Origin of the sequence: Allobosea sp. (genome assembly GCF_035944895.1) — a bacterium.
In the GTDB taxonomy this organism is placed as follows: Bacteria; Pseudomonadota; Alphaproteobacteria; order Rhizobiales; family Beijerinckiaceae; genus Allobosea.
Genome location: NZ_DASZAT010000008.1, coordinates 455,435 through 468,686, shown reverse-complemented (window position 1 = coordinate 468,686; position 13,252 = coordinate 455,435). Strand labels below are relative to the sequence as shown.

The following is a 13,252-nucleotide window of genomic DNA, read 5'->3' as shown; positions in this document are numbered from 1 at the left end:
GGGATGACCGGCGGCACTCTGCCTGACACGACGGGTAAGCCTTCTGGCTCGTCTCCGGCGCAACACGCTCCCACAGCCGATCGTTTCTTGCGAACCGCCAGACACGAAGACAATCACACCCCGGGCATTCTGACCGGTGGTGCACTGCTGTCGTTTCAGGGGGTGCCCCGTTTGTGTGACCTCGCAGGGGCAGGCGGAACGAACTCGACTGTGGCTTGTGGATACCACAAAAATCGCGCCGAATCAAAGGTAAACGGAATGCAAACACCGCCGGGCCGCGTTGCGGCCGGCTATGGTTAACCTCGATTCGAGTCTGACGGAGGGTAAGCCTCAGTCACCGTCGCCGGGATTTGGCGACAGAAGCTCGAGCTTGTTTGGCACGCCGTCGAACTCCTTGGCGTCGGCCGGCGAGTCCTTCTTCTGCGTGATGTTGGGCCAGCTCGCGGCGAACTTCGCATTGAGCTGCAGCCAGCTGTCGAGACCGGGCTCGGTGTCCGGCTTGATGGCCTCGGCCGGGCATTCCGGCTCGCAGACGCCGCAGTCGATGCACTCGTCGGGATGGATGACGAGAAAGTTCTCGCCTTCATAGAAACAATCGACCGGACAGACTTCGACGCAGTCCATATACTTGCACTTGATGCAGTTCTCGGTGACCACATAGGTCATGGCGCTGTCCTTCCAATCGGCCGGCGCTTCTTTAGAGCCGGTCGAGAGAATGTTTCAAGGCCCTGTCACGACCGGAAACGAGATCAAACTTCCATCGAAACAAGCGTTTCGAGAAGATTCTTCGCGATGCCGCTGACGCGTCCCGCGCAGCTTCCGCGTTATCCCTTCGGCTCCTCCGGCGCAAGCGACTGATCGCCGCGTTCGCCGCCGTTCAGGACCTCATACAGCGTCTGCGCCTGCTCGTAGGAGCCGCGTCGCTCGGCAAATGCGGTGACGCGCACCACCAGCGTCGCATGCGGCAAAGCCAGCGTCAGCACATCGCCCGGCTTCACACCGAGCGCCGGATTCTCGACGCGCTTGCTTGCAATCCGGACATGCCCGTCCTCCACCAGCCGCACAGCGGCGGGGCGGGTTCGCGCAAAGCGCGCGAACCAGAGCCATTTGTCGAGGCGTTGCCGATCGTCCCGCAAGCAGCCTCCCTACGCTGTGTATCAGCCCTTGCGCCCGTCATTGCCCTCGAGCTGGGCCTTCAGGGCGAGCAGCTTGGCGAAGGGCGAATCCGGATCGGGCTGGCGCTCGGCCGGGCGCGGCCTGACCGGCTGCTGGAAGCGCTGCTCCTTGCCGCCACGCTCCTCGCGACGCGGACCGCCGCCGGGGCGGCCGCCGTCACGCTTGAACTCGGGCCGCGGACCGCGCTCGGGGCGCCCGTCACGTCCCTGGGCATTGCGACCAGCGCCTTCCTGCGCCGCAGGCCTGCCACCCTCGCCGCCGGCCGGGCGCGGGCCGTTCCAGCCACCCTCGCGCCAGCGATTGCGGTTCGGAGGACGCTGCCCGCCCGGCTTGCCTTCACCACCTTCCGGAGCGGAAGTGGCCTCGGCGGCAGCACCGGCGCGACGGTCGGGCCGGCGGCCGCGCTGCCCCTGCTCGGGGCGACGGCCGCCCTGGTGGCGATGCGGCCGCCAGATCTCGATCAGCTCAGGCTCGGCCGCGGGAGCCGCTTCGGTGGCCACGGCAGGCTCGGCCGCCGTCTCGGCTTCCGCCGGAGGTGCAGCTTCCGCCGCAGGCTCGTCGCCCGGCAGAGCCAGGGTCGACATCGCATCGGCGGGGACCGGTTCGACCGGACTGGCGGACTCGTCCGAAGCTGGAGCCGCAGCGATCTCCGCATCGGTCAGGATCGGAGCATCCGGGGTTTCGGCAGCCGGAACAGCGCTGTCCGCCCCTTCAGCGGCAGCCTCGACCTCGGCAGAAGGCTCTTCGTTGAGCGCGTCGGCCGCCTCGGCGACAGTCTCCACCGGGACTGCCGGCGCGGTCGCGGCCGGCGCGGGCGCAACAGCGAGCGGCACCGTGATCGCCGGGCCCGGACGCTTCTGCGAGACATAGCCGAGCGAGCGCAGGATCGAGGCGAAATCCTCGCCGGCGCAGCCGACGAGCGAGGTCATCGCGCCGGTGGCGACGAAGCCGTCCTGATCGGCAGCGCCGACCGGCGGCTGGCCGAGCGTCACGCCGGGACGATAGGCGATCGCCGGACGGATCAGGTCGGCAAGGCGCTCCAGGATATCGACGCGCACGGCGCGCTCGCCGCAGACGCGATAGCCGGCGGCGCGATAGAGCCCCTTCGGGACCTCCTTGTTGGCCGGGAACGAGGTCCGGCCAGAGGAGGCGAGGTGCGAGATGTCGTCGAGCCCGGCGGTCTCCGGATTGCCGTGCTTCAGCGCCCAGAGCTGGGCTGCGAGCGCGCGCGGCGCCGGCTTCAGCAATGCCGGGACATAGAGATGGAAGGCGCCGAAGCGGATGCCGAGCTGGCGCAGGCCCGCCCGCCCTTCCTGGTCGAGCGTCTTCATCTCCTCGGCGACCTTACTGCGCTCGAGCACGCCGAGCGCCTCGGCCGCCTGATAGGCGATGCCGCGGGCAATGCCGCTGACGCTTTCGGCGTTCTCCAGGATCTGCAGCGGGCCGAGCAGCTTGGTGACGTGATGCTTCAGCCAGGCGGCCAGCCTCGTCTCGATCTGCTCGCGGGCCTGGGCCGGCAGGTGATCGTCGATCATCAGGCGCAGGCGCGGCTCAAGCACCTTCTCGCCGGCGGTCAGGCGCGCCACAGGCTCGCCGATCCAGCGCACCAGCCCATCATGCGAGAGCACGAAGGCATCGTCGCCGGCCAGCACGACGCGCGAGGCGCGTGCTTCAAGCTCGCCAGCCAGCGCTTTCAGCGCCGCAGCGTTCAGAGCCTTCGCTTCCGGCCCACCCGCCTTCGGGTCGGCCGTGAAACGGAAGCCCTGCAGCAATCCGACATGCTGACCCTCGACCAGGACATCGCCGGTCGCGGTGACTTCGGCCTCCAACATCGCATTCTCCCGCAGGCGACGCATCAACACGCTCGTACGCCGATCGACGAATCGGCTGGCGAGCCGTTCGTGCAAAGCATCCGACAGCCTGTCCTCTACAAGACGAGCCACCCCCTGCCAATGCTCAGGATCAGGCAACCAGTCCGGACGGTTGGCAACATAGGTCCAGGTCCGCACCTGGGCGATGCGGGCCGAAAGGGTATCGATCTCGCCATCGACCCGGTCGAGGGCTGCCAGTTGACCGGCATACCAGTCCGGATCGAGCCGGCCATGGCGCATCAGGCGCAGATAGAGCGTCGTCGCCAGCTCGGCATGCTGCATCGGCGCAATCTTGCGATAATCCGGCAGGCCGCAGACTTCCCAGAGCCGCGACACCGCCGGCTTGCCCTGCGCCAGCCGCGAGACGTCGTGATCGCGCGCCAGATTCTCCAGCGTCGTCATGTCCTCGGCGATCAGCGCCCGCGTCAGCCCCGGTTCCTGTGGCTGGATGTTGAGGCTGTCGAGGAGCCCGGGGATCGAGCGCAGGTCGAGATCGGAGTTGCGCCATTGCACCTGGCGCACCGATTCGAAGCGATGATCCTCGATCGCCTCGACCAATTCCTGCTCGAAGGGCGGCGCGCGCCCGGTCGTGCCGAAGGTGCCGTCGCGCAGATGCCTGCCGGCCCGGCCGGCGATCTGGCCGAACTCGGCCGGATGCAGCTTGCGGTAATGGTGGCCGTCGAACTTGCTGTCGCCGGCGAAGGCGATGTGGTCGACATCGAGGTTGAGCCCCATGCCGATCGCGTCGGTGGCGACGAGATAATCGACATCGCCCGACTGGTAGATCTCGACCTGGGCGTTGCGTGTGCGTGGGCTGAGCGCGCCCAGCACCACGGCCGCTCCGCCCTTCTGCCGGCGGATCAGCTCGGCGATGGCATAGACCTCCTCGGCCGAGAAGGCGACGATCGCCGAGCGCCGCGGCAGGCGGGTGATCTTGCGGTCGCCGGCAAAGGACAGGTTGGACAGGCGCGGACGCGAAACGACGTTGACGCCCGGGACGAGCTGCTCGACCAGCGGCTTCATCGTGCCGGCGCCGATCAGCATCGTCTCCTCGCGGCCGCGATGATTGAGCAAGCGATCGGCGAAGACGTGGCCGCGATCGAGGTCGGCAGCGAGCTGAATCTCGTCGATCGCGACGAAATCGACCACGAGATCGCGCGGCATCGCCTCGACCGTGCAGACCCAGAAGCTCGGCCGTTCGGGCTTGATCTTCTCCTCGCCGGTGATGAGGGCGACGGCATGGGGCCCGACCCGATCGACCACGCGTTGATAGACTTCGCGCGCCAACAGGCGCAGCGGCAGGCCGATCATGCCGGTGGGATGCGCGACCATCCGCTCGATGGCGAGATGGGTCTTGCCGGTATTGGTCGGGCCGAGCACCGCCGTGACGCCGCGGGCGCGGAGCGAGGGCGGAAGAGAGCGGGTTTGGATCAAGACGCTGGAGCTTTCCTGCAGCCTGCGCGGCGAAACGCCGGGCCAGCCCTACCGGGATGGGCCACCCGAAGGCAACCCGATCCGTGAACAGAACGAGTCCGGAACGAAGCGAGGCCGAATCGCTGACTCCCGCAGAATCAGGTTTCGTTCACGGCGAGATATTGCGGCAAGCGATTCATAAACCACAAGATTTTGAATCGATTTCATTTCCATCCTTCGCCGACTTGCGCGCGCGAGGGCCGCTTTCGCTCATGTAGGGCGTTCCGACGCTAGAACGAGGGGTGGCATGCCGAATGGGTCCCGCGAGCCGAGGCTCGATGCGTCACTTGACATCAATACGTACGTACGTATTGATGTTCATCATGAGCAAACAATCCCTTCGTCCGAACCTCATCGCCGCCGGCCACGACCTGTTCTGGCAGAACGGCTATGCCGCCACAGGCGTGCGCGAGATCGTCGCTGCAGCCGGCGCCAGCCCCGGCTCCTTCACCAATCATTTCGCCTCGAAGGAGGAGTTCGCCGGCGAGGTACTGGAGCGCTACTTCGCCTATGTCTGCGGACTGGTCGACGAGGCCCTCGCCGAGGACGGGCTGCCGCCAGCCGCCCGCCTGCGGCGCTATCTCGACATCATCACCGGCAAGCTCGAGGAAGCCGACTGGAGCCGCGGCTGCATGGTCGGCAATTTCAGCCTGGAGACCGCGCCGACCAGCGAGCCTCTGCGCGAAAAGCTGGCCGACATCTTCGTGCGCTGGCGCCGGCCCTTCGCCGCCTGCATCGCGCAAGGCCAGGCCAGTGGCAAGATCAGCGATGCCTTCAGCGCCGACGACCTCGCCGACGTCCTGCTCACCTCCTGGCAAGGCGCGATGCTGCGCATGAAGGTCGAGCGCGACCCGGCCCCGCTTGAGCGCTTCAAGACGATCATTTTCCCCCTCCTGTTCGGAAAGGCCTCGTGATGACCAACATTTCAGAAGCACCGATCACCGCCACCCGCCACGAGATTCCGGTCCTCGATTCGACCATGTCCTATGTCGCGGCGGGCAGGCAGGGGCCGACCGTGCTGCTTCTGCACGGCAACCCGACCTCGTCCTATATCTGGCGCAACATCATCCCGCGGATTGCGCCGGTCGCACGCTGCATCGCGCCCGACCTGATCGGCTATGGCCAGTCCGGCAAGCCCGACATCGCCTATCGCTTCGCCGATCAGGTCCGCTATCTCGACGCCTTCGTCGCGGCACTGCGGCTCGATCGCCTCGTCATCCTGGCGCAGGACTGGGGCACGGCGCTCGCCTTCCACCACGCCTCCCGCCGGCCGCAGAGCATGCTCGGCCTCGCCTTCATGGAATTCATCCGGCCCTTCGCCGACTGGGACAGCTTCCATCAGCGCCCGCAGGCGCGCGAGCTGTTCAAGGCCTTCCGCACGTCCGGAAAGGGCGAGACGCTGATCCTCGACGACAACATCTTCATCGAGCGTATCCTGCCGGGCTCGGTACTACGCCAGATGACCCCGGAGGAACTGGCCGCCTATCGCCAGCCCTTCCCGACGCCGGCTTCGCGCCGGCCGATCCTGCGCCTGCCGCGGGAGTTGCCGATCGCCGGCGAGCCTGCCGATGTCTTTGCGATCAGTACCGCCGACCACGCCGCCTTGCGGGCCTCGACCTATCCCAAGCTACTGTTCTCAGGCGATCCCGGCGCGCTGATCTCTCCGGAGCAGGCGCGTGAGTTCGCCGCCGGCCTGACGAATTGCCGCCTCGTCGAACTCGGCCCGGGCGCGCATTACCTGCAGGAAGATCACCCCGAAGCGATCGGCGACGCCGTCCACGATTGGCTCATCGAGATCGGCGCCGCGCAAGCGCCGGAGACCCACGGCCAGCAGGCGGCTGCCGGCTGATCAGTCCGCGAACACCTCGGCCAGCACCTGCGCGGCTTCGTCCGGCGCCTCGACATGGACGAAATGGCCGGCGCTCTCGCAGAAGGTCACCTGCACATCGTCGAAATAGTGCGACAGGAAAGTCGACCAGTCCGATTTCAGGATCGGGTCATGCCGGCCCCAATGCACCCGCGTGCGCTGATGGATCGGCACGGACGGCGCCGGGTGGCCATCGATCGCGGCGATCCGCGCCGCGTTCTGGCTGCGATACCAGTCGAATCCGCCGCGCAGATTGCCGGGCTTCATGAAATTCTCGACCCAAAGATCGAAGACCGGCGCGAAGGCATCCTTGCGATGACACCAATGCGTCAGGAAATGCCCGAGATAGAGCGCGCAGGCCTCGCGGCTGGAGCCGATCAATTGCTCCGCCAGCGGCAATTGCTGGAAGGACTGATACCAGATCTCGTTGATGTGGCCGTCGCGGACCCAGGCCGATCCGACACTCGGCGTCGGGCAGTTGAAGAACAGCAGCTTCTCGACCCGCTGCGGATGGCGCCGCGCCAGCCCTTGCGCGACATAGGCGCCGACATCGTGGCCGACGACGCCGACCGGGCCGGTGCCGAGTGCCTCCAGCAGCGCCGCCATGTCGTCGGCATGGGCGTTGGCGCCGACATCGCTGCGCGGTGCCGATGACTTGCCGCTGTCGCCGAAGCCGCGCAGATCGGGCGCGATCAAACGGAACTCGCCATGCAGGCGGTTCATCACCGGCAGCCAGCTCATCCAGAACTCCGGCCAGCCATGCAGGAGCAGCACAGCCGGTCCGTCGCCGACCTCGGCGACGTGAAGAACGGTGTCGCGAACGATGACCTGACGGTGCCTGAGGCCGGGCGGCAAGGCGAAATCGCTGGACATGACAGCTCCGGAAGCGAATCGCCGGGAAGGCTAGCGCCTCGAACGAGCGTTCCGCAATCCATGGGACGGCGAAGCCCGCATGCGCGGCGGGTCGAGGTGGGACGAGCGCCACACCGTCACCTCGCCCGAGGGCGGCAAGACCACTTGCGAAACCTCGGACCGCACCCAGACGATCCGCGACGGCGGACCGGATGGCGAAGTCGTCTCGCGCTCGACCTGGACCGAGCGCGGACCGGAACGCGAGGCGACGGTGCAGCAGGTGTTTGCTCAGGAAGGAGTTCGCAGAGCCGTCAGCGCTGCGGGCACTATCCTGTTGGGCTGGCTCTCCCCCAGCGACGACATCGACGGTCAGCGAACCGTCATGGGCTTCGTGCCGCGCGAGTATCAACCGGGCAAGAGCGGGCAGATGGATCTCTGCCTTCGTTGGGAAGCCAGGGGAAGAGGAAGTCAAAGATGCCTGCAAAAAACTCGAAACTGTTCAGGAGCTGGCCAATCGCGCTGGCCGTGCCGCAGGCGAGCCGGGGAATTTTTCATCCATGGCAACCTACGGCACCAACGTCCACGTTCGTTTCAAGGATTTCGTTGAGAGCCTAAAGAACGAGAATTTCCGCGCTGAGCGATCTTTCCTGAAGGAGGCGGCCGATCCGACCAGCAGAGACGAACTTGATATCGGTTATCCACGTTCGGTGCGTGTTGATGCCTACGAGTACAGACCGGAGAGCGGAACGCTCTGTGTCTATGATCTAAAAACCGGCCGGCGAGGCCTCTCAGTCCCGCGCTCCGACATTCTCGCGACTGCCGCTTATCTCGGTATAAGAGACGTCCGCCGTGTCATCATGCTCGAAGTCAGGCCTCGCAAATGACGACGAAAAAGCAGATCAACCGGCTTCTGGGCGAGTTGTTGGAGCGCAATCCGGATCTTGCCCAATCCGAGCGCTTCGTCATCGTCAAACCGCTCCGCCACGTGATGCGCTCGATCTCGATCGGCCGTGGCATCGAAGCCGACGGCCCTCAATTCCTCTGCTCGATAGGTCATTTCTTCGACCCCAGGGCCAACCGGCAAGGCATCACCCTCGATCGCTTCTTCACGGCGCACGGTGCGCCGCATCGCTGGACGGAACCCGGCATGCACGCCGCCTTTATCGAAGCCTGCGAGACCCGGATTCTTCCAAAGATGCGCAACGTCAACACGATCGAGGATATGCTTCGTTTCAGAACCCACGGCTCGAGCGAGTTCAGGGCGTCCGTTAGATTCGTCATCCATCAGATTCACTTCGCGGCAGCCTATGGCCGCTTCGAGCGCGCCTTGCGTCGTTTCGAGCGCATCAAGCATTGGGATCGCTCCCGCATGTCCTGGCGCCGGCCCGAATTCGAGCACGTCGCAGACGAGCTTGTGCCGTTGATGCGGGCAGATGACCGCGACGGCGTCATCCGCCTTCTTCATCACTGGGAGGAGGATCGCGTCCGCCGCTTCGGCTTGGAATCGATCTACGAACCCACGCCCTTCCCGCTCGAACTGGCGGCGGGCGCCTGAGTTCAGTTCCGCGTCGCGGTCGCCGTCACGCCGGGATCGACCTTGAAGCTCGAGGCCTCGATCACCGCGGTGCCGATCATTGTCTTCACGGAGATGCGCACCGGCAGCATCATGTTCGTCCCGGCAACGGGAGCGAGCCAGGTCGAGATCTCCTTGTTCTCGGCCATGAACTTGGTCGAGGGGCGCAGGGAGCGGTGGCCGGCGATCGGCACATAGCGCGCCTGGCAGACCGAGACCGGGCCGCTATAGCCGTCGATCTTGATCTCGCGGGTGCCGGAATAGCTCAGCTTGATGTCGTAGCGCGCCGCGCCGTCGAAGATCGCCAGCGTGCGATTGCAGGCCGCTGCGCCGCCAGTGCGGCCGGAAGCCTCGACCGGCATCAGGAAGGCGCTGAGCGGGTCCATGATGTTGCGCTGGTGCTCGTCCTTGAGCGGGACGCGATCGGGCTTGGCGTCGATCGGCGGCTCGATCGCCAGCGCCTGCACGGCATTGCCGCCGAGCGCCATGCGCACCGTGCGGCTTTCGCTGGAATTGGCCGAGGACACCGCGAAGGCTGTCGGCGAGAGCCGGCTGCCGTTGAGGTTGCCGGTCGCGGTGCCGGAGCCGCGCCCGCCGGTGAAGCTGCCGACGAGGCCGGTCAGCTTGGCGGTGGCGTCGAGCTTGTAGCTGCCGCCGTCGATACCACCGGCGAGATTGGCCTTGCCGAGCGAGAGGCCGAGCAGGCGGACGTCATAGGTCGCATCGAGCGAGGCCGCCTGTGCGGCCGGCACCGGCAAGGCGAGCATCAGCACCGCGACGAAGGCGCTGCTGACAGACGACAAGGCGAGCTTCATCGTGAGGCTCCGGAGCGCGACGGACATCGTCGCATGCACTGAGATTCGGTCCGAATCGTGACTGGTTATCGTCAGCTTGGCGGGATAATGGTTACCGAGATGTTTCCGGGCCGTTTGCGCAAGGCCTGCCTTGACGGGCTGTCATCGGCCCGTTATAGACCGCCCACTTCAATTTGACTTCCGGTGCTCGCCTGCCGGCACGTCGCGTGTCGGCATTTTGCGTTGAGTACTCGGAGATTTTGGGAACACGATCATGGCCCGCCGTTGCGAACTGACCGGGAAAGCCACCCTGACCGGCCACCTCGTCAGCCACTCGAACCGCAAGACCAAGACGGTCTTCCGGCCGAACCTCGTCAACGTCACGCTCCAGTCGGATACGCTCGGCCGTTCGATCCGCCTGCGCGTCTCGGCGAACGCGCTGCGCACTGTCGACCATCGCGGCGGCCTCGACGCCTTCTTGGTCAAGGCTCCGGCCGGCGAGCTGTCGACCGGCGCGCTGGCGCTGAAGCGCGACATCGAGAAGAAGCTCGCCGCCAACTGAGCGCGGGCTTCCCTCGGGATTGAACGAAGCGGCCGCAAGGCCGCTTTTTTCGTTTGAATTTGGTCCGTCATTCTCGGGCGGAGCGAAGCGCAGACCCGAGAATCTCCTGACGAGAAGGCGCTGATCGGAGCCTCATCCGGCCTGAGATGCTCGGGTCAAGCCCGAGCATGACGCGCACTGTTACTGCGCCAGCTCGAACTCCAGCAGCACCGTCCGCTGCAGGAAGGTCGAGAAATTATCGTCCGAGATCAGGGTGACGATCGTCCGCCCGCCCTCCAGGTGGACCGCCATACCCTCCATATTGTCGATCTCCTGGCCGAGATCGGCCTCGATCAGGATCGGCCCGTCCAGCTTCGCCCCCGGGCGGATCGTGCTGCCGGCGATGCGGCGGATGCGCATGCCGACACCGCGCAGCGGCTTGTACCAGCGCTCCAGCAGCAACATGTCGCCGCCGGGCAGGAAGGCGAGGTCGGTGATGTCGTAGCCGTCGCGGCGGATCACCTGCAGCGTGCCCGGCTGACGCCCGCCGAGGATGAAGCCCGTGGTCGGCTCGTCCTCGCGGCCCGAGCGCTCTGAGATCGCGATCAGCGCCCCGCCAAGCGGATGCCCGGCCGGCAGCACGCCGAGCGCCTCGAAGCCGCGATTGCTCGGCAGGCGCTTTGCCGCCGGGGGCACCGGCACGAGCTGTGCCCGCGCCTCGACGCCGTGGCGGGCCCAGTCGAAGCGCAGGATGTCATGGGTGCGCTCGACGCCGATGAAGGCGGTGCCGCCCTGGATCGCCAGCGATTCGGTATCGAAATAGCGCGAGCGATGCAGCGGCTTGCCGGACGCCCCGAGGATCGGCGCGAGCTCAGCCTCCTCCAGCCCGGCGAGCTTGCCCTGCTTGCGAGCGACCCTTGCCGTCAGCCAGAAGCCGTTGTCGGTGATCGCGACGATTCTATCGCCGTCGGGCGAGCGCCACAGCCCGGAGAATCCGCCGAACCGGGGATGGCTTCCGGTGAGCTGGAGGCCGCCGCGGAAGGTCAGCTGGCCGAAGCGCGTCTTCGTCGCAGTGCCCGGCTCGAAGCTCACGATCGGCCGGGCGGAGATGCTGACCGGGACGCGCCCGGGCTCGAGGCTCTGTGCTCGTGCGGACAGGCTGAAAGCCGCCGCGCCGAGGCCGGCGAGGGCGCTACGGCGGCTGAGACTCATTGCAGGCGGCGCGAGCCCCGCGAACCTGCCCCGCCGGCATCCTCCTCGAACAGCTCCGCCAGCTTCTCGGTCATCACGCCGCCGAGTTCCTCGGCGTCGACGATGGTGACGGCGCGGCGATAATAGCGGGTGACGTCGTGGCCGATGCCGATCGCGATCAGCTCGACCGGCGAACGCGTCTCGATCTCGGCGATGACATGGCGCAGATGCCGTTCGAGATAGCTGCCGGCATTGACCGAGAGGGTGGAATCGTCGACCGGCGCGCCATCCGAGATCACCATCAGGATCTTGCGCTGCTCGGAGCGGCCGAGCAGGCGCTTATGCGCCCAGTCGAGCGCCTCGCCGTCGATGTTCTCCTTGAGCAGCCCCTCGCGCATCATCAGCCCGAGATTCTTGCGCGCGCGCCGCCATGGCGCGTCGGCGGCCTTGTAGATGATGTGGCGGAGATCGTTGAGGCGGCCGGGATTGGCCGGCTTGCCCGATTGCAACCAGCTTTCGCGCGACAGGCCGCCCTTCCAGGCGCGGGTGGTGAAGCCGAGCAGCTCGACCTTGACGCCGCAGCGCTCCAGCGTTCGCGCCAGGATGTCGGCGCAGGTCGCCGCCACCGTGATCGGCCGACCACGCATCGAGCCGGAATTGTCGATCAGCAGCGTCACCACGGTGTCGCGGAAATTCGTGTCCGATTCCTGCCGGAAGGAGAGCGGCTGGAACGGGTCGATGATGATGCGCGGCAGGCGCGAGGGATCGAGCGCGCCCTCCTCCAGGTCGAACTGCCAGGAGCGGTTCTGCTGCGCCATCAGGCGGCGCTGCAGCCGGTTCGCCAGGCGCGCGACGACGCCCTGGAGATGCGCTAGCTGCTTGTCGAGATAGGCGCGCAGGCGCGTCAGTTCCTCGGCGTCGCAGAGTTCCTCGGCCGTGACGATCTCGTCGAACTTCTGGGTATAGGCCTTGTAGTCGGTCTGCGGCCGATCGTTGGCGCGGCTGTCGCGCGGGCGCGGCGCTTCGCCGGCCTCCTCGGCCTCGGAGCTCTCGTCTTCCTCGTCCCAGTCGCCGGCCGGCGCATCGGCGGCCTCGGAGGCGCCTTCCTGCAATTCCTCGGCGGCGTCCTCGCTGGTCTCGGTCTCCGAGCGCTCGCCCTGGCTCTGCTGCTCGGCCTCGCCCTGCTCCTGCTGCTGGTCGTCGGAGGACTGGTCCTGATCGTCCTCGTCCTCCTCGGCATCGTCGCCCTGGCTCGACTGCTCGGCCATGTCGAGCGAGACGAGCAGGTCGCGCACGGTGCGGGCGAAGGCGCGCTGATCCTCGATCGACTTCGCCAGCCGATCGAGATCGTCGCCCGCCTTCTCCTCGATCTGCTCGCGCCAGAGATCGACCAGCTTCTCCGCCGCCTTGGGCGGCTTCAGCCCGGTCAGGCGCTCGCGCACCATCAGGGCGAGCGCATCCTCCAGCGGCGCATCGGCACGATCGGTGATTTCCTCATAGCGACCGCCACGATGATAGCGGTCCTCGAGCATCGACGAGATATTGCTGGAAACACCGCTCATCCGGCGCGAGCCGACGCTCTCGACCCGGGCCTGCTCGACCGCGTCGAAGACGGCACGGGCCGCATCGCCCTCGGGCGCGGCGCGACGATGAACGGCGGCATCGTGGCAGGCAAGGCGCAGCGCCATCGAATCGGCATGGCCGCGCAGGATCGCGACATCATTGGCGGTGAGCTTGCGCGGCGGCTCCGGCAGGCGGGCGCGCTCGCCGACCAGCGAGGGTTTGTCGGCAGCGAAGACGATCTCCATCTCCGGCTTGCGCGCGATCGCCTTCATCGCGCCCGAGACCGCCCGCTTCAGCGGCTCGGCCGGCGCTTCCTTCGGGGTTCCGGGCTTGCGATTGGAGATGCTCACG

Annotated in this window: 12 protein-coding genes; 5 read left to right on the top strand and 7 right to left on the bottom strand. The window is 66.7% G+C overall.

Annotated features, from left to right (window positions below; genetic code table 11):
* Positions 1-330: 330 nt before the first annotated feature.
* The 3 genes from fdxA to VGV58_RS13805 all read right to left on the bottom strand — a co-directional run bounded on the left by fdxA (position 331) and on the right by VGV58_RS13805 (position 4,478).
* Positions 331-666 carry a ferredoxin FdxA gene (gene fdxA, locus VGV58_RS13815; protein ID WP_326874582.1) on the bottom strand — a complete coding sequence of 112 codons (336 nt, stop codon included), beginning with the start codon at positions 664-666 and terminating at the stop codon, positions 331-333.
* Positions 667-824: 158 nt separating this feature from the next.
* Complete coding sequence (locus VGV58_RS13810) at positions 825-1,136, bottom strand: RNA-binding S4 domain-containing protein (RefSeq protein WP_326874581.1); 312 nt, start codon at positions 1,134-1,136, stop codon at positions 825-827.
* Between the two features lie 21 nt (positions 1,137-1,157).
* The gene (locus tag VGV58_RS13805) at positions 1,158-4,478 is read right to left on the bottom strand and encodes a helicase-related protein (RefSeq protein ID WP_326874929.1); all 3,321 of its coding nucleotides are present in this window, start codon (positions 4,476-4,478) and stop codon (positions 1,158-1,160) included.
* A 365-nt stretch (positions 4,479-4,843) separates the two neighbouring features.
* Between VGV58_RS13805 and VGV58_RS13800 the strand changes: the two genes are divergently transcribed.
* Both VGV58_RS13800 and VGV58_RS13795 read left to right on the top strand, forming a co-directional pair.
* Positions 4,844-5,434 carry a TetR/AcrR family transcriptional regulator gene (locus tag VGV58_RS13800; protein ID WP_326874580.1) on the top strand — a complete coding sequence of 197 codons (591 nt, stop codon included), beginning with the start codon at positions 4,844-4,846 and terminating at the stop codon, positions 5,432-5,434.
* Positions 5,434-6,369 carry a haloalkane dehalogenase gene (locus VGV58_RS13795; protein ID WP_326874579.1) on the top strand — a complete coding sequence of 312 codons (936 nt, stop codon included), beginning with the start codon at positions 5,434-5,436 and terminating at the stop codon, positions 6,367-6,369. Before VGV58_RS13800 ends, VGV58_RS13795 begins: the two co-directional genes overlap by 1 nt.
* Here the strand turns inward: VGV58_RS13795 and VGV58_RS13790 are convergent, their stop codons facing one another.
* Positions 6,370-7,260, bottom strand: coding sequence for an alpha/beta fold hydrolase (locus VGV58_RS13790; protein ID WP_326874578.1), 891 nt, complete (start codon positions 7,258-7,260; stop codon positions 6,370-6,372).
* A 536-nt stretch (positions 7,261-7,796) separates the two neighbouring features.
* Between VGV58_RS13790 and VGV58_RS13785 the strand changes: the two genes are divergently transcribed.
* Both VGV58_RS13785 and VGV58_RS13780 read left to right on the top strand, forming a co-directional pair.
* Positions 7,797-8,123: a hypothetical protein gene (locus VGV58_RS13785; RefSeq protein ID WP_326874577.1), complete on the top strand. Its 327-nt coding sequence runs from the start codon at positions 7,797-7,799 to the stop codon at positions 8,121-8,123.
* Complete coding sequence (locus VGV58_RS13780; RefSeq protein ID WP_326874576.1) at positions 8,120-8,794, top strand: hypothetical protein; 675 nt, start codon at positions 8,120-8,122, stop codon at positions 8,792-8,794. The genes VGV58_RS13785 and VGV58_RS13780 overlap by 4 nt, the downstream gene beginning before the upstream one ends.
* 2 nt (positions 8,795-8,796) lie before the next feature.
* Here VGV58_RS13780 and VGV58_RS13775 read toward each other — a convergent pair whose 3' ends face one another.
* Entirely contained in the window at positions 8,797-9,627 is an 831-nt protein-coding gene (locus VGV58_RS13775) for a DUF3108 domain-containing protein (protein ID WP_326874575.1), read from the bottom strand.
* A 253-nt stretch (positions 9,628-9,880) separates the two neighbouring features.
* Here VGV58_RS13775 and rpmB point away from each other — a divergent pair, with 253 nt between their 5' ends.
* Positions 9,881-10,168: a 50S ribosomal protein L28 gene (gene rpmB, locus VGV58_RS13770; protein ID WP_326874574.1), complete on the top strand. Its 288-nt coding sequence runs from the start codon at positions 9,881-9,883 to the stop codon at positions 10,166-10,168.
* A gap of 180 nt (positions 10,169-10,348) precedes the next feature.
* Here rpmB and VGV58_RS13765 read toward each other — a convergent pair whose 3' ends face one another.
* A complete protein-coding gene (locus VGV58_RS13765; protein ID WP_326874573.1) occupies positions 10,349-11,359 on the bottom strand; it encodes an esterase-like activity of phytase family protein in 1,011 nt (336 codons plus the stop codon).
* Complete coding sequence (gene cobT / locus VGV58_RS13760; RefSeq protein WP_326874572.1) at positions 11,356-13,251, bottom strand: cobaltochelatase subunit CobT; 1,896 nt, start codon at positions 13,249-13,251, stop codon at positions 11,356-11,358. Before cobT ends, VGV58_RS13765 begins: the two co-directional genes overlap by 4 nt.
* Position 13,252: the final 1 nt, after the last annotated feature.

Excerpts from the sequence above, each read along its gene's own strand:
- fdxA (WP_326874582.1), bottom strand. The coding sequence starts at position 666 with ATGACCTATGTGGTCACCGAGAACTGCATCAAGTGCAAGTATATGGAC.
- VGV58_RS13800 (WP_326874580.1), top strand. The coding sequence starts at position 4,844 with ATGAGCAAACAATCCCTTCGTCCGAACCTCATCGCCGCCGGCCACGAC.
- VGV58_RS13795 (WP_326874579.1), top strand. The coding sequence starts at position 5,434 with ATGACCAACATTTCAGAAGCACCGATCACCGCCACCCGCCACGAGATT.
- VGV58_RS13790 (WP_326874578.1), bottom strand. The coding sequence starts at position 7,260 with ATGTCCAGCGATTTCGCCTTGCCGCCCGGCCTCAGGCACCGTCAGGTC.
- VGV58_RS13785 (WP_326874577.1), top strand. The coding sequence starts at position 7,797 with ATGGCAACCTACGGCACCAACGTCCACGTTCGTTTCAAGGATTTCGTT.
- VGV58_RS13780 (WP_326874576.1), top strand. The coding sequence starts at position 8,120 with ATGACGACGAAAAAGCAGATCAACCGGCTTCTGGGCGAGTTGTTGGAG.
- VGV58_RS13775 (WP_326874575.1), bottom strand. The coding sequence starts at position 9,627 with ATGAAGCTCGCCTTGTCGTCTGTCAGCAGCGCCTTCGTCGCGGTGCTG.
- rpmB (WP_326874574.1), top strand. The coding sequence starts at position 9,881 with ATGGCCCGCCGTTGCGAACTGACCGGGAAAGCCACCCTGACCGGCCAC.
- VGV58_RS13765 (WP_326874573.1), bottom strand. The coding sequence starts at position 11,359 with ATGAGTCTCAGCCGCCGTAGCGCCCTCGCCGGCCTCGGCGCGGCGGCT.